Origin of the sequence: Bacillus sp. N3378-2at, from assembly GCF_033412715.1 — a bacterium.
In the GTDB taxonomy this organism is placed as follows: Bacteria; Bacillota; Bacilli; order Bacillales; family Bacillaceae; genus Bacillus; species Bacillus subtilis.
Genome location: NZ_CP117986.1, coordinates 978,623 through 994,635 on the forward strand (window position 1 = coordinate 978,623; position 16,013 = coordinate 994,635).

General features: G+C 43.2%; 16 protein-coding genes. All 16 read right to left on the minus strand.

Annotated features, from left to right (window positions below; genetic code table 11):
- Window positions 1-50: 50 nt before the first annotated feature.
- The 16 genes from cotE to ymfI all read right to left on the minus strand — a co-directional run bounded on the left by cotE (window position 51) and on the right by ymfI (window position 16,008).
- Entirely contained in the window at window positions 51-596 is a 546-nt protein-coding gene (gene cotE / locus PUN35_RS05510) for an outer spore coat protein CotE (RefSeq protein ID WP_003231833.1), read from the minus strand.
- A 261-nt stretch (window positions 597-857) separates the two neighbouring features.
- Window positions 858-1,289, minus strand: coding sequence for a regulatory iron-sulfur-containing complex subunit RicA (ricA, locus tag PUN35_RS05515; RefSeq protein WP_003231834.1), 432 nt, complete (start codon window positions 1,287-1,289; stop codon window positions 858-860).
- Window position 1,290: 1 nt separating this feature from the next.
- Window positions 1,291-2,820, minus strand: a complete 1,530-nt coding sequence (gene miaB, locus PUN35_RS05520; protein ID WP_014479820.1) for a tRNA (N6-isopentenyl adenosine(37)-C2)-methylthiotransferase MiaB — start codon at window positions 2,818-2,820, stop codon at window positions 1,291-1,293.
- A 147-nt stretch (window positions 2,821-2,967) separates the two neighbouring features.
- The gene (locus PUN35_RS05525; protein ID WP_014479819.1) at window positions 2,968-4,146 is read right to left on the minus strand and encodes a glycine C-acetyltransferase; all 1,179 of its coding nucleotides are present in this window, start codon (window positions 4,144-4,146) and stop codon (window positions 2,968-2,970) included.
- 12 nt (window positions 4,147-4,158) lie between these two features.
- Complete coding sequence (tdh, locus tag PUN35_RS05530) at window positions 4,159-5,202, minus strand: L-threonine 3-dehydrogenase (protein WP_014479818.1); 1,044 nt, start codon at window positions 5,200-5,202, stop codon at window positions 4,159-4,161.
- Window positions 5,203-5,466: 264 nt separating this feature from the next.
- On the minus strand, window positions 5,467-5,727 hold the full coding sequence (spoVS, locus tag PUN35_RS05535) for a stage V sporulation protein SpoVS (RefSeq protein ID WP_003154135.1): 261 nt from the start codon (window positions 5,725-5,727) through the stop codon (window positions 5,467-5,469).
- A gap of 199 nt (window positions 5,728-5,926) precedes the next feature.
- Complete coding sequence (ymdB, locus tag PUN35_RS05540) at window positions 5,927-6,721, minus strand: 2',3'-cyclic-nucleotide 2'-phosphodiesterase (RefSeq protein WP_014479816.1); 795 nt, start codon at window positions 6,719-6,721, stop codon at window positions 5,927-5,929.
- Window positions 6,722-6,789: 68 nt separating this feature from the next.
- Window positions 6,790-8,352, minus strand: coding sequence for a ribonuclease Y (rny, locus tag PUN35_RS05545; protein WP_003221010.1), 1,563 nt, complete (start codon window positions 8,350-8,352; stop codon window positions 6,790-6,792).
- Window positions 8,353-8,627: 275 nt separating this feature from the next.
- On the minus strand, window positions 8,628-9,803 hold the full coding sequence (locus PUN35_RS05550; protein ID WP_014479815.1) for a serine hydrolase domain-containing protein: 1,176 nt from the start codon (window positions 9,801-9,803) through the stop codon (window positions 8,628-8,630).
- A gap of 166 nt (window positions 9,804-9,969) precedes the next feature.
- A complete protein-coding gene (gene recA, locus PUN35_RS05555) occupies window positions 9,970-11,016 on the minus strand; it encodes a recombinase RecA (protein WP_003245789.1) in 1,047 nt (348 codons plus the stop codon).
- A gap of 172 nt (window positions 11,017-11,188) precedes the next feature.
- Window positions 11,189-12,439 (minus strand): competence/damage-inducible protein A, encoded by a 1,251-nt coding sequence (locus PUN35_RS05560; RefSeq protein ID WP_003231847.1) that lies wholly within the window; start codon window positions 12,437-12,439, stop codon window positions 11,189-11,191.
- A gap of 17 nt (window positions 12,440-12,456) precedes the next feature.
- Window positions 12,457-13,038, minus strand: coding sequence for a CDP-diacylglycerol--glycerol-3-phosphate 3-phosphatidyltransferase (gene pgsA / locus PUN35_RS05565; RefSeq protein ID WP_014479814.1), 582 nt, complete (start codon window positions 13,036-13,038; stop codon window positions 12,457-12,459).
- Between the two features lie 49 nt (window positions 13,039-13,087).
- Window positions 13,088-14,002: a cell shape determination protein RodZ gene (gene rodZ / locus PUN35_RS05570; protein ID WP_014479813.1), complete on the minus strand. Its 915-nt coding sequence runs from the start codon at window positions 14,000-14,002 to the stop codon at window positions 13,088-13,090.
- An 18-nt stretch (window positions 14,003-14,020) separates the two neighbouring features.
- The gene (locus PUN35_RS05575) at window positions 14,021-14,812 is read right to left on the minus strand and encodes a DUF3388 domain-containing protein (protein ID WP_003220998.1); all 792 of its coding nucleotides are present in this window, start codon (window positions 14,810-14,812) and stop codon (window positions 14,021-14,023) included.
- Between the two features lie 129 nt (window positions 14,813-14,941).
- Complete coding sequence (locus PUN35_RS05580) at window positions 14,942-15,199, minus strand: DUF3243 domain-containing protein (protein ID WP_003245199.1); 258 nt, start codon at window positions 15,197-15,199, stop codon at window positions 14,942-14,944.
- Window positions 15,200-15,279: 80 nt separating this feature from the next.
- The gene (ymfI, locus tag PUN35_RS05585; protein WP_003244676.1) at window positions 15,280-16,008 is read right to left on the minus strand and encodes an elongation factor P 5-aminopentanone reductase; all 729 of its coding nucleotides are present in this window, start codon (window positions 16,006-16,008) and stop codon (window positions 15,280-15,282) included.
- Between the last annotated feature and the right edge of the window lie 5 nt (window positions 16,009-16,013).

The following is a 16,013-nucleotide window of genomic DNA, read 5'->3' on the forward strand; positions in this document are numbered from 1 at the left end:
TATCAATATAAAAAAGAGACTTGGGGGTACTGTCTCCCCTAGTCCCTTTTTTATTCTTCAGGATCTCCCACTAAAAACTCCGGGTTGATGTCTTCAAGCTCTTCATCAAGCTCATCTTCCCAATCTTCCTCGTCATCCTCTTCCCAGTCAGGATTGACCTCAACAACTACCTTTGTTTCCCCTACCACTTCCGCCAAAAATTCTCTTTCTGCCTGCACAACGATTTTATTTCCATTCGGCGAAATGGTCACTTCAAGGCAGTTTGGCTGCTGAAGCACTTTGGCAATCACTTCATGCTCATCATCTAAGTAATTATTGTCTCTGTATCTGAGTTTAATGACATCTACATATTTTACCCGTTCTGTGACAACCTCTGTCTTTGTGTTGTCCGCGTAAGAGTACCATACGTTTATATCATAATACCCTTCAATTTCTACCGTTTTTCCAATTTTTTCAGCGTCATACTTGTGGTTAATAATCCAACCACCCAAAATGCTGCTCGGTTTTTTCTCAGGCGAGATGGTGTTGGTGCATTGGGTGAATTTTCGGCCTTTCGCTACTACTGCCTTCGTAATAATTTCCCTGTATTCAGACATTCCGGCATGCCTCCTTGTTCTTCTTCGTGTTATCTTATGCTGGGCATTTGTCTAGTGTGCATTTTTATAAATAAAATATAAAAATACAAAGTTTCTGTTCCATTGTATGCAGGTGTGCCTAGAAACTTTACTTATAAGTGCGATAAAGTTTACACGCGGCTGAGCACAGAAAAACCAATTGAATATTTAGTACATAGATTATTTAGTTCATTTATAACCGCACAAATGATGAAAAAACACGGGCCTGTTAAGGCACCGTGTTTAGAGAGAACAGCTGTTATTTGAATGCTTCACCTTTGAACCGGTTTCCCCTTTCAGCAGGTCGCCTCCGGTTGATGTGATGATTTCATTTGTGACTTGGTTGGAAATGGTGTGTGCAACGAGCTGCAGTAGGTCATTTACTTCCATCTGCGAGTCTCTGAATTCCTGGATAACAGGAATCTCTTCAAGCTCTTCTTGCAGCGCGTCAATTTTTGCTTCTACTTGTTTGAGCGCTTCATGCTTTTCATAATGCTTCAGATTGACAGCCTGCTTTTGCAGGGCTTTAATCTGATTAACGATTGTGGACACTTTGTCATTCTCATTGATTTGCGCTTCAGCCCGTTTGAAAAAATCAACCTCTTCTGTTTCAGAAATCATTTTTGCAAGGTTTCGTGCCTGCTGCACAATGTCTTTTTTTGAGTAGAGCGTCATCTTATTTCACCTCGATTGCTTCTCCTACCATTTCTCCGTCAAGCGACCATGTTTTCGCTTGCTGGATTTTCACGCGGACGATTTTGCCGATGGCTTCCTTCGGCCCTTTGAAATTGACAAGCTTGCTTTTTTCCGTATAGCCGGCAAGAATATCAGGGTTATTTTTGCTTTCACCCTCAACTAATACTTCGACAACCTTGCCTTCGTATTCCTTCATTTTTTTAGCAGAAATTTCATTCACCAGTGCGTTTAGACGCTGCAGGCGTTCTTTTTTCACACGCATCGGTACATTATCTTTCATCTTAGCAGCCGGAGTGCCCTCACGCGGAGAGTAAATGAACGTATAGGCGCTGTCAAACTCCACTTCACGGTATAGAGAAAGCGTTTCTTCAAACTGTTCGTCCGTTTCATTTGGAAATCCGACGATAATGTCCGTTGTCAAAGAAGCGTTTGGCATCGCTGTCTTTATTTTTCGCACCAGCTCCATGTAACGCTCTCTGTCATATTTGCGGGCCATCAGCTTCAGAACTTCTGAGCTTCCTGATTGAACCGGAAGATGAATGTGATCAAGCAGATTTCCGCCTTTTGCAAGCACTTCAATGAGGCGGTCGTCAAAGTCGCGCGGATGACTCGTTGTAAAACGGATTCTCGGGATATCGATTTTTCTCAGTTCATCCATCAAATCACCAAGTCCGTAAGTCATATCTTCAAAGTCTTTTCCATACGCGTTTACATTTTGGCCTAACAGTGTAATTTCCTTATAGCCTTCACTTGCAAGCCTTCTCACTTCCTGAATGATATCCTCAGGGCGGCGGCTTCTTTCTTTTCCGCGTGTGTAAGGCACAATGCAATACGTACAGAATTTGTCACAGCCGTACATGATATTGACCCAGCCCTTAATTTTTCCATTTCGGACTTTCGGAAGGTTTTCAATAACGTCCCCTTCCTTAGACCAAACTTCTACAACCATTTCTTTTGAAAGGTATGCTTCTGACAAAAGCTCCGGCAGGCGATGAATGTTATGCGTTCCGAAAATCATATCGACAAACGGATGTTTTTTCAAAATACGGTTCACGACTGATTCCTCTTGGGACATACAGCCGCACACGCCTAAAATTAGATCGGGATTGTTTTTTTTCAGTGCTTTTAAGTGCCCGAGCTCACCAAACACCTTGTTTTCAGCATTTTCACGGATTGCACATGTATTTAACAAAATGACATTGGCATCGTCAACAGAGTTTGTCGCTTCGTAACCGAGCGCCATAAAGATCCCTGCCATAACCTCTGTATCGTGTTCATTCATTTGGCAGCCGTACGTACGGATATAGAACTTTCTTCCGTCTCCCAATCCTTTAAATTGTTCAGAAATTTTAAAGTCATTATGATAAGTAACGGCTTCCTTGCCTCGTTTTTTCGCGTCTTTTAAAGAAGGCGGAATGTAAACAGCTTCAAAGTACTTGCTGTAATCCTTCTCGGATTTTTTGTCCGATGGATTAACTTGTCCGCTCTCTAATTTTTGTTTTTCATTCATGTCATATTTTCTCCTTTCAAACCAAACTTCCACCCTTCAGTATAAAGGTTATTGAAGCTCTGCACAACTGGCAACCTATCATTGTACACTCATTGAGAATAATAATCAATAAGGAATCAAAAGAGGAAGAGTAAACTCTTCCTCTTGTTACAATAGCTGGAGCTCCTTTGCCGTCTTTTCGATGACATCAAGCGCCTGATCCAGTTCATCTTTGGTGTGCTCTGCTGTTATAATCGTGCGAATTCTGGCTTTTCCCTTTGCTACAGTCGGGAAAATGATACTTTGGGCAAAAACACCGTGAGAAAGGAGCTGATCTGAAAATTGCTTTGCCACACCTTCATCACCTATTAAAATAGGAAGAATCGGCGTTTGACTCTCTGTGAGAGTCAAACCCATTTTCACAAGCATTGCTTTAAAATAGGCAGTATTCTCCCACAAGCGCTCCATATGCTCCGGCTCTTCAAGCAAGACATCAATCGCTTCCATACAAGCTGCAGTGACAGCCGGCGGATGAGATGTGCTGAATAAAAATGGACGGCCTTTATGGCGCAAATAATCGATCAGCACCTTTGAACCTGCAGCGTAGCCGCCGAGCACTCCGATTGCCTTGCTTAATGTTCCGACCTGAATATGAACTCTGCCGTCAAGACCGAAGTGATTCACCGTTCCCCTGCCGTTTTCGCCAAGTACTCCGGATGCATGGGCGTCATCCACCATCACAAATGCGTCATATTTCTCAGCGAGCTCTACAATATCAGGCAGAGGAGCTATGTTGCCATCCATGGAAAATACGCCGTCTGTCACAATCAGACGCATCCGATAATTCATTGACTTTCTCAGCACCCGCTCTAAATCACTCATATTGACGTGCTGATACACCTTTTTATCCGCCTTTGTCAGTCGAATTCCGTCAATAATAGAGGCATGGTTCAATTCATCTGAGATGACAATATCCTCTTTTGATAGAATACTTGAAAGTACGCCTTGGTTTGTTGTGAAGCCTGATTGGAATACAAGTGCCGCCTCCGTTTTTTTAAAGGCTGCCAGCTTTTTCTCAAGCTCTTGATGCATTGTAAATGTACCGGCAATCGTTCTCACTGATCCGGTGCCGGCTCCATACTGCTGAACGGCCTCCTGTGCGGCGTTGATGAGTCTAGGATGTGAAGTGAATCCGAGGTAATTATTAGAAGATAGCTGAATGACTTTTTGGTGATTCACTGTGACAAATGGGCCCTGCATAGATTCAAGCTGTTTTATGTCTTGCCATGTATGGTTTTCTTTCATACTATCAAGCTCTGCTTTTAAAAACTCAAATTCCTTTGTCATGTTTATCCCCCTTTATGGAATTAAAATTACTTTTCCGCACTGCCCGCTTCTCATCAGTTCGAAACCTTTTTCAAACTCCTCTAACGGAAACTGATGGGTAATAACAGGTGCAAGATCGATCACGTTTGAACTGATCAACTGAGACACCTGGCGCCATGTTGAAAACATTTTTCTTCCTGTGATTCCTTGGATGGTAAGCCCTTTAAATACCACTTTATTCGTCAAATCAATTGTCACCGGATGTTCCGGCAAGCTGAGAATATGAAATCTTCCGCCATTCGCAGCCATCGCAAGACCTTGGGCAATCGCTGAGGGATGACCCGACATCTCACAAACAAGATCTGCTCCTTCCCCACTCGTTAAAGCGCTTACAATTTTGAGCGGGTTTTCTTTTTCAATAGAAACAGTACAAGTCGCTCCCATTTGTTTTGCAAGCCTCAGCCTGTATTCATTCTTATCAATCGCTATCACCTGAGAAGCTCCTGCTGCTTTTGCAACCGCAACAGCCATAAGACCAATCGGTCCGCATCCAATCACTGCAGTCGTTCCTCCTGCAGGCTGGCTCTCGAGTACGGTATGAACTGCATTTCCTAAAGGCTCTTGAATGGAAGCAATCGACGGGTCCATATCAGCGGGATTTCTCCAAATATTATCAGCTGGAACTTTTACATACTCCGCAAAACAGCCTGCCGTGTCCACTCCGATTATAGCAGTATTGGTACACACATGAGATTTTCCTGTTAGGCAAGGGACACATTCACCACAGACAATGTGTGTTTCCGCAGACACATACTCTCCCACTTTTACACTAATGACATTCTCTCCCACGTCCTCTACGATGCCGCTGAACTCATGGCCGAAAACATAGGGTGTTTTGATTCTCTGACGTGCCCATTGATCCCAATTATAAATGTGGACATCCGTGCCGCATATGGAAGCGGCTTTCACTTTTATGAGGACTTCATGTTTATCAATCTCAGGAATGGGAACTTCAGTCAGCACAGCACCGAACGCCCCGTCCTTTTTCATTAGAGCTTTCATCTTTCCACTCTGCATGTACAATCCTCCTTGAAAAATTCTTGTTATATTCGGATTGTACCATGATATGGAATAAGCGTAAACAGCACTGTCTTCTCCAGAAGGACAAAAGTATCTATCTTGAAAAATGGGCGGAATTTTTTTTGAAACGTTTTAGCTCATTTTTGATTTTGTATATTCGCTCATTTATGTGCTAAAAATACTATCGGGAGAAAATATCACAATAAATGAAAAACAACCTGTTTGCATTACGCAAACAGGTTGAGAATGCTTTATTTGTTTTTAGCGAGGCTCCACGATTAATTTAATCGCTGTTCTTTCTTCCCCATCGATTTGAATATCTGTAAAAGCCGGAATACAAATCAAATCAACGCCGCTAGGCGCCACAAATCCCCTGGCAATCGCCACAGCTTTTACAGCCTGGTTTAATGCACCCGCTCCGATCGCTTGAATCTCGGCGGCTCCTCGCTCTCTCAACACGCCTGCAAGCGCACCTGCCACTGAATTTGGACTCGATTTTGCTGAAACTTTTAAGATTTCCATTTCTGCTCCCCCTTAGTTTTACAATGGATAAGTGAGTGTTCATTAGAACAATCATTATTAGATGTTGCTATCCAAAAAGCCATCCCCACAATGCTTTTCAAAAATAGCGGGCTACCTTCCATTTTTACTATATTCACTAAGGAGTTGCTATATTCCTGCTTTTCTTTTTAATATTTTTATAAAATAACCATATGTTCAACTATTCAAAGAACATGTGATCATCGTTGATTAAAATACGCTCAATTTTCACGGCTTTTTTCGTTTGATCGTCAATGTCAATCACAACTCCGCTGAGCGTTGTTTTTCCTTCAGCGACAGTAAACCGGACTGGAAGGTTCGTTTTGAATCGCTTAATAATCGTCTCTCTGTCCATCCCCAGTATACCGTCATATGGGCCAGTCATTCCCACATCAGTAATATATGCCGTTCCCTTCGGCAAAATGCGGTTATCCGCCGTTTGCACGTGTGTATGAGTTCCTACTACAGCCGACGCCCTCCCATCCGTGTACCAGCCAAGTGCGAGCTTTTCACTTGTCGCTTCGGCATGAAAGTCGATAAAAATGTACGGTGTTCTTTTCGCAGCTTCTGCGATCAATTCATCCGCTTTTAAAAACGGGTCATCAAGCGGCGGCAAAAACGTACGTCCCTGCAAATTAATGACTGCTAGTTCTTTGCCGTTTGCTTTCACATATGTGATCCCTTTCCCCGGTGTTCCTTCAGGAAAGTTTGCCGGGCGAACCAAGTTCGGAACGTCATCTATAAAATCAAATATTTCTTTTTTGTCCCATGTATGGTTCCCCATTGTGATTGCATCTGCGCCGGACTGGATTAATCTGTGATAAATTTTTTCCGTCAGGCCTTTTCCATGTGCGGCGTTTTCACCATTAATAATGGTAAAGTGAGGCTTATATTTTGTTTTTAGCTTTGGTACATATTCTTTGACCATGTCACGGCCCGGTGAACCGACAACATCTCCGATAAATAAAATTCTCATTTTGTAAATCCTTTCTTCTTGAAAATTCCTTGCTGTCAAAAAAATAAAGTGATGCTTAGCGCATCACTTTATTTTGCATACTCTACGGCTCGAGTCTCTCTGATTACTGTCACCTTAATATGACCTGGATAATCGAGCTCGTCCTCAATTCGCTTGCGGATATCTCGCGCCAGTCGATGAGCCTCAAGATCATTAATTGAATCCGGCTTCACCATAATACGCACTTCGCGTCCAGCCTGAATGGCAAATGATTTTTCAACACCTTCGTAGGACTCAGAAATTTCTTCGAGTTTTTCAAGTCTTCGAATATAATTCTCGAGCGTCTCACTTCTTGCGCCAGGTCTTGCAGCGGAAAGCGCATCTGCTGCAGCTACCAGCACAGCAATAATGGAAGTCGGCTCCTCGTCCCCGTGGTGTGATGCAATACTGTTAATCACGACTGGGTGCTCTTTATATTTGGTCGCAAGCTCTACCCCGATCTCAACGTGGCTTCCTTCTACTTCATGGTCAATTGCTTTCCCGATGTCGTGAAGAAGACCCGCACGTTTAGCAAGCTTTGCGTCTTCACCAAGCTCCGATGCCATTAGACCGGCCAAGAATGCGACTTCCATGGAATGCTTAAGCACATTTTGACCGTAGCTTGTACGGAACTTTAAGCGGCCGAGGATCTTGATGAGATCTGGGTGGAGGCCATGAACGCCAACCTCAAATGTCGTTTGCTCACCCATCTCACGAATATAGTCATCGACCTCGCGGCGAGATTTTTCAACCATTTCTTCAATCCGTGCCGGATGAATACGGCCATCCTGAACGAGTTTATCAAGAGCAATTCTGGCTGTCTCACGTCTGATCGGATCAAATCCGGAAAGAATGACAGCTTCAGGCGTATCATCAATAATCAGGTCAATTCCTGTCAGCGTTTCAAGCGTACGAATGTTACGCCCTTCCCGTCCGATGATACGTCCTTTCATCTCATCATTTGGAAGATTGACAACTGATACCGTTGTTTCGGCAACGTGGTCCGCTGCGCAGCGCTGTAAGGCGAGTGAAAGAATGTTTTTCGCTTTCTTATCCGCCTCTTCTTTCGCACGGTTTTCAGTTTCTTTTGTCATGATGGCGATGTCATGTGAAAGCTCGTTTTCAACCCGCTCAAGAATGATTTGTTTCGCTTCGTCACGAGTTAGACTCGAAATTCGTTCCAACTCAGACTGCTGCATACGAATCATCTCATCCACTTTGCTTTCCATCTCTTCAATATGTTGTTGTCGTTCATTCAGAGAATGATCTTTCTTCTCCAACATCGCTTCCCGTTTATCAATTCCCTCATGTTTGCGATCAAGGTTTTCCTCCTTTTGGAGTAAACGGTTTTCTTGTTTTTGAAGCTCATTTCGTCTTTCACGAACTTCCTGTTCAGCATCTATTCGAAGTTTGTGGATTTCATCCTTTGCTTCAAGCAGAGCTTCTTTTTTCAGTGCTTCAGCATCACGCTTCGCATCTTCAAGAATTTGCTCGGCTGCACCGCGTGCGCCCGCAATTTTCGCTTCGGCAATGGTTTTACGAACAAAGTAGCCAACAACTAAACCGAGTAGAATCAGCAAAATGGAGATGAGAACCATCATAATTGGGGTCATACTTTCACCTCCTCTTGCTATGAACTTGGTTGTTGCTTAAAAAGTGTCGGCATGTACATTGTCTAGTTTTCTCAACATACAGAACCTTCACAGGGAATGAGTGTGTTCATCGCCCTTGTCAAGTTTAAATGGTTTAACAATCATGTTAAAAAAACAAATGTTACAACTTCATTGTAAATGTGTCGGAAATACTTGTCAAGCTTGCCATCTTAACGTTTGCAGGCCAGTCGTCTTTTCACGTGCCGAATGCAATTCATCCAAAAGAAGATCGCCAATCATTCTTGATTTAGAAGCTGGTATATTTTATTGTTCACTTGGCCCAATTTAGCATTATTTTGAATGTTTGAGAACAAAATAACAATGGTTTGCCCAGATTTGCTAAAGCTGTTCAAGATATTGAAGCCCGGCATAACACCATGGTTTGAATAGCTTCCGGGATCAACATAAAATCCCATGCCGTATGTGGAGCTGCTCCCTGGCGTAAACATCTTTTCATAGCTTTTTTGCGAATACAGTTTTCCGTCTATCAGCGCTTGGTCAAATTTGTACATATCTATAGCGCTCATATAAATATCACCCGCTCCATACAGCTGGGATAGATCAGGTATATACGGTGTAACTGTTTTGCCGCCCTTCATCTTATACCCGACAGCAGGATAAGGTTCTTTTTCATATGTTTTGTAAAAGCCTGCATGCGTCATTCCCGCAGGCTTAAAAATATGATTCTTTATGTACTGTTCATAGGGCTCACCGCTTACTTCAGCAATAATATAAGCGAGAACAGAATAGTTGGAATCCTGGTAGTCCCATACGCCCGGCTGACGTTTGATTCCCTGCAGTTCTATGTCTTTTATTAAATCGTCCGGCGTAATGGCGCCGTCTCCTTCAATATGTCCGTTTATCCCCGATGTATGTGTAAGCAGATTCTTCAAAGTAATCGTTTGTCCGTTAGGAAAATGAGGTAAATACGTACTTACCGGATCACTTGTCTGAAGTTTCCCCTTTTCCTCTAGCTGCAAAATAGCAGTTGCAATCAGCGCTTTTTGTGATGAACCGACATAAAAAGATGTCAATGGATTATTTTGAATGTAGTGTTTACGGTCAGCATAGCCAAAACCTTTATTTGTTACGATTTCTCCATTTCTGACAATCATGGCTGTTCCGCTGAAACCGATTTCTTCTAAATAATTGCTGATTTTTTGATTTCGATCCACTGTTTTGATTTGTTCCTCTGATTTTTTGGCAGTTTTCTTTTTGACCTCTTTTTTCTGATCGGTATTTGAAACCGCTGCAGTTTCTTGAGATGGTTCGTTTTCTTCACTATTCCGATGAAGAGCATTCCAAATCGTAATGCAAACCATCACTGCTAAAAGACCAAGCAACAGTTTTCCTCTTTTATTTAGTTTTCTCCGTCTGTGTTTCGCAGTTCTTCTGCGGGTTGGGCTTGTCATTCATTTTTCCTCCCAAAATAAATTCCATTTTGCACACGTTTTGTTAGACGAATAAAGCCCTAAAAAAGTTGTCAAAAAAAGCAATATTTTTATCATTTTTTTGCAAAATACAAAAAAGCTGAGTTTTTCACTCAGCCTTTTGTATCATTTGAAACTTATTTTATTTTTATTCTTCAAATTCGAGTTCTTCTTGTGTCTCTTCAGCTTGCTGCTGCACTACTCCGTTATTATCCAAGCCGTAATGTTCGCGAATTTGCTCCTGGATCATCAGCATGATATCTTTATTTTCTTTCAGGAATTGTTTTGCATTTTCACGGCCTTGGCCAAGACGCTCTTCTTCATAAGAGTACCATGAACCGCTTTTTTGCACGATATCAAGTTCAGTTCCTAGATCAATGATTTCGCCTTCTTTTGAAATGCCTTCTCCGTACATAATGTCAACCTCGGCTGTACGGAACGGCGGAGCCACCTTGTTTTTCACGACTTTGATTTTCGTTTTGTTCCCCATTACGTCGTTGCCTTGTTTCAGCTGTTCAGCACGGCGCACTTCAAGACGCACGGAAGAGTAGAATTTCAACGCACGGCCGCCAGGAGTTGTTTCCGGGTTCCCGAACATAACGCCGACTTTTTCACGAATTTGGTTAATGAAAATCGCGATTGTCTTCGATTTGTTAATGGCCCCTGAAAGCTTACGAAGCGCTTGAGACATTAAGCGTGCTTGTAAACCGACATGAGAATCTCCCATGTCGCCTTCAATTTCCGCTTTCGGAACGAGAGCGGCTACAGAGTCGACAACGACAATGTCAACTGCCCCGCTTCGAACCAATGCTTCCGCAATTTCAAGCGCCTGCTCGCCTGTGTCAGGCTGAGACAGTAAAAGCTCCTCGATGTTAACACCGAGCTTTTGCGCGTATACCGGATCTAACGCATGCTCCGCATCGATAAACGCGGCTTGTCCGCCCTGCTGCTGAACTTCAGCAATCGCATGAAGCGCCACAGTTGTTTTACCTGAGCTTTCAGGACCGTATACTTCAATAATCCGTCCGCGAGGATATCCGCCAATTCCCAGTGCTGTATCAAGAGCGAGGGAGCCGCTTGGGACAGTAGAAATTCTTGTATCTGTCTTTTCTCCCAGTTTCATAATGGAACCTTTGCCGAACTGTTTTTCTATTTGTTTAAGAGCCATATCTAAGGCTGCCTGACGATCACTCATTCTATTTTTTCCTCCTTTATGTTACCACTACATATACTATACCCTGTTTGAAGGGATTTGCCAAGAAAAAAGCGAACGCATATTCGGATTTTTTCTTGGCGTGATTCCTATCAAAATATCATAATGTATCAGAGAAATCATGTTTTCTTAGGAGGATAATGTGCTGAAAATATTATTTTTGCTCTAAAAGCTTTAAGATTAAATGGCAGCCGTATTTAGCGCCGCGTTTTCTGATCCCCGTTCTGGAGCCCGCAAAGTGAAACTCGTGAACCTCTTCTTTACCATTTGCGGAAATGCCGATAAACACATGCCCAGGCTCATGCCCTTCTTGAGCATCAGGTCCTGCTACACCAGTAAAGCTGATGCCGATATCGCTGCCAGTGAGTTTTTGAACACCCTTAGCCAGTTCGGATGCGCACTCCTTGCTGACCGCCCCAAAACGATCTAATGTTTCCTTCTTGACACCAAGCACATTCTGCTTCACGTCGTTTGTATAGCAAACAACGCCCCCGGCAAATAATTTTGAGGCACCGCTATGATCCGTCAGCCATTCAGAAAACAGCCCTCCGGTAAAGCTTTCTGCCGCAGAAATTGTAATGCCTTTTTCCTTGCACGCTATAGATAGCTCTTTTACAAGAGAAGTATCATCGTAACCATAGAAAAATTCACCGACACGCTCTAAGATAACGGCCTCTGTTTCTTTTAACAGACGCTCTGTTTCCTTTTCATCGGCGTGTTTGGCTGTCAGACGCAGCGTCACCTCTCCATCAGCCGCCAAAGGCGCAATTGTCGGATTGGTTTGCGCATCAATAATATCTTCCAAATCGGCTTCAAGCTGAGATTCACCGATACCGAAAAAGCGAAGAACGGTTGACACAATTTTTTCATTTGAACCCATCTTTTTCAGCAGAAGAGGCTTTGCCTCGTTTTCAAACATTGGACGCAATTCGCTCGGCGGTCCAGGAAGAAGCATATAATAGCGCGATTCATGCTCTGTGAGCATTCCCGGGGCCATTCCAAAGTGATTCGCCAGCACGTCAGAGCCTTCGATCACAAGCGCCTGTTTTCGGTTATTAGGTGACATCGTGCGTTTTGTTCGTTTGAAATAGTCCTCAATGGATTGGAATGCCTCATCATTTAACACAAGCGGACGTCCCAGCGTATTTGCAATCGTTTCTTTCGTCAGATCATCTTTTGTGGGTCCAAGCCCTCCTGAAAAAATAATGAAGTCAGAGCGTTCTTCAGCAATGCGGATGACCTGCTTCAGCCGCTCCGGGTTATCTCCGACCGCTGTATGATAAAATACGTTGACCCCGATTTCAGCGAGCTGTTTGCTGATAAATTGAGCATTTGTATTGGCGATTTGGCCAAGCAGCAGCTCTGAACCGACTGCAATTATTTCTGCTTTTTTTGGAAATTCCATGACGAAGTCCTTCTTTCTTAGTTAGATGTTTTTAACGCTTCCCAGTTTTTAGAGAAATATTCCCAGCCTGAGACGACAGTAAAGAAGACGGCTACCCACAGTGCCAAGTCTGCAAACGGGAATGACACAAGTTCAAATGGAAGATTATGAAGAAGCAATGCGGATACCGCAATAATCTGTGCCCAGGTTTTGATTTTACCAAGCATGTTAGCAGCTACGACTTCTCCTGTTCCGGCTAAGACAAGCCTTAAACCTGTCACGGCAAACTCCCTGCTGATAATCACAATGACCATCCAAGCTGGAGTGAGATCAAATTGAACAAGGATAATTAACGCTGCGGATACCAGCAGTTTGTCCGCAAGCGGATCAAGAAATTTCCCGAAGTTTGTTACGAGATTCAATTTTCGGGCATAATACCCGTCCACCCAGTCTGTTGTAGATGCAATAATAAATAGAATGGCCCCCGCCAAATGTGCGACCGGGATCGATTCGTCTCCAACTTCGAGCCTGCCCCAGTCAAACGGCGCCAGCATGATAATCATGAAGATTGGGATTAATGCGATTCTAGCTAGTGTGATTTTATTTGGTAAGTTAAACATAAAGCCCCTCCAATTTCATACTCGGACGTGAAGAAAAGTCATCTGGTAATTAAGATGACTTTTCTTCCTTTTTATTTACAATCTTTATAGTTTGTGCCATCACTTTTTTCGGATCAAGTTCATATGAAAGAACCTTACCGTTGATTTTTATTTTCAGATTAGGTGCATATCCGGTGCGGATATCAACTTGTTTCTGATCAGTTATGTCTTTTTTATAGGTCTCGTCTTTTTTCAGCGTTCCTTCTTTTAAAGAGCTGCTGTTTTCATCGCGCACTCGAATCCAGGAGCTGTCTGATGCCTTCAGTTCCAGCTCGATTTTATCAGCGCCGGACACTTCATAAGTCGTTAACGATCCTTCAGTGCCAGCAACTTTAATCTCCAGCTTATCACTGTCATTTTCTTTTTTCTTATCTTCGTTTTCTTTCGTTTCTTTTTTAGTGTCTGTCTCTTTTTCAGAGCTGTTATTTTGATTCTCTTTCAGCGTTGAATCTTTAGGGATTTCGTACTTGCTCTCACTTTGCGTAATTGCTTTTTCTGATGCCGCATTGTGATCATCACTGTTTTTGTGATTGGCAAACTGAATGATCGCGTACACAATGGCAATCACGACAATCACGCCGAGAATAACAAGTATCGTTGGCAGCAGCTCCAGCGCCTTAGATGCTGGCTTCGGCATTTCCTTTTGAAGATTCATGCCGGAGATCTTTTCAGACACATCGTCATGATACGTATTAGGGATATCTTTTTTATGCTCCTCAAACAGCTGATCCGCATCAAGCCCAACGGCTTCTGCATATTGCTTGATGAATGCCCGAACATAAAACTTCCCCGGAATAATGTCATAGTTTCCTTCCTCCAAGGCGGTTAAATACCTTTTTTGAATCTTTGTTGCCGCTTGGAGATCATCCAATGACATTGCTTTTTCCTCTCTGGCTTCTTTGAGCCGGATTCCTAGTTCAGTCACAACAAACACCTTCCAATTTTAAAAATCAAAGCTTGAAAACCCGGATTGATCAAACATTTGGGGTTCCTCGGCATGTTCATATGTAATAACCTCATCAGGGTCATTTCTCAGTTCAATAATATAATCAAAGTCATCTAGTGTATACTCTGTATTTTGAACGAATATGTCCGGATGCTCCACCACTTTTGTTGCAGGCAGCCGCATGATTTCTCGGACCAGCTGGAGATGGCGTTCCGATCCTCTTCGTGTTGACACAATTCCGTCAACGATAAAGACATTTTCAGTGCTGTATTCATCGGCAATCAGCTGGCTTCTTATCGTCTGCTTCAGCAAGGTTGATGACACAAACAGCCACCTTTTGCTTGCACACACACTAGAGGCTACAATCGATTCCGTTTTCCCGACACGCGGCATACCTCTGATTCCGATTAATTTATGGCCTTCTTTTTTGAACAATTCGGCCATAAAATCGACTAATAAGCCAAGCTCGTCCCGTTCAAAGCGGAACGTTTTCTTGTCATCGGCATCCCGTTGAATATAACGGCCGTGGCGTACGGCAAGTCGGTCGCGAAGCCTCGGTTCTCTAAGCTTCGTTACTTTAATTGTTTCCATCGTTTTTAAGATTGATTCTAATCGTTTAATTTGATCTATATGGCGGCACCTGAGGAGCATTCCCCTTCTGGAAAGATCGACGCCGTTTATCGTTACGATGTTGATAGAAAGCATCCCAAGAAGAGATGAAATATCCCCGAGCAGTCCGGGGCGGTTCACTTGAATTTCATATTCAAAATACCATTCGAGCTTTGCCAAATGATATACCCCCTTCATTGTGGCAAAATTTTACCTTCCTTTATCATAAAGCATTTTTCTCTAATTAGAAAGAAGAATGTTGCTGTGATGAGGAAAACATAAAAAAGAGAGGAAAAATCCCCTCTCTTCCTAGTGAGTGCTGTTATTTTCAACAAGCTTAACCATCATATTGGCAATGGCGTGCTGTTCATCTTTTGATGCTACACTCCAAAGATCTGCCAGCACTTTTTCCTGCTCGTTCTTAGATTCCACTTCATTAGCCAAGTAGCTGCCGATTTCTGTCGCAAGATCTGTAATCGTATCCTGGCTCATACCTTTATCTTGCGCATAGTTCAGACGGTCGCCAAGGAAGTTTTTCCAGCTATCCCAGTTTTCTAATACTGACATGCTTGTTTCCTCCATTTCATGTGAAGTTACAAGATTATTGTGTCCTTCACAAAAGAAACTATACACCGAATATTTTCGTGTCAACAGTGCCAGCCGCCATTCACCGACAGAATTTGGCCGGTGATATATGACGCTTTTTCAGACAGGAGAAAAGCTGTTGCATCAGCAATTTCTTGCGGCCGGGCCAGCCGGCCGATCGGAATCTCATCAGCGATCTCTTCTTTTTCAGCCGGGGTAAATTGATTCATCATATTTGTATCAACTGCGCCCGGCGCTACGGCGTTTACTCTGATTCCGCTTGGCGCCAGCTCCTTAGCCAATCCTTTTACAAACGAATGCTGAGCTCCTTTTGCCATGCTGTACAGCACTTCACAGGATGCTCCAGTCTCTCCCCAAATCGAGCTGACAGCCACAATCGCTCCCGATTTATTCCGAATCATGCCTGGCAGAAGGTTTCTCGTCAGCATATACGGACTCGCCACATGAAGCTGAACCATTTCCTGGACTGTTGCGTTATCTACATCCGTAATCAGCCCAAAATGGCTTCTTCCACTGTTTAAAACAATCGCATCAATAGGCTGAACAATTGAACTTGTCAGCTTATCTGCTCCATCTTGCGCGGACAGATCAGCTTGTAATATCTCCGCATTTACGCCAAACATCTGACTTAGTTTTTCAGCAAGCTCCGCTGCCGCATTTTGATTTGTATTGTAATGCAGCAGCAGATTGTATCCTCTAGCTGCAAGGGTTTCGCTGATGCTTTTGCCAATGCCGCCGCTTGCTCCGGTGATTAGTGCTGTTTTGTTCATCCTCT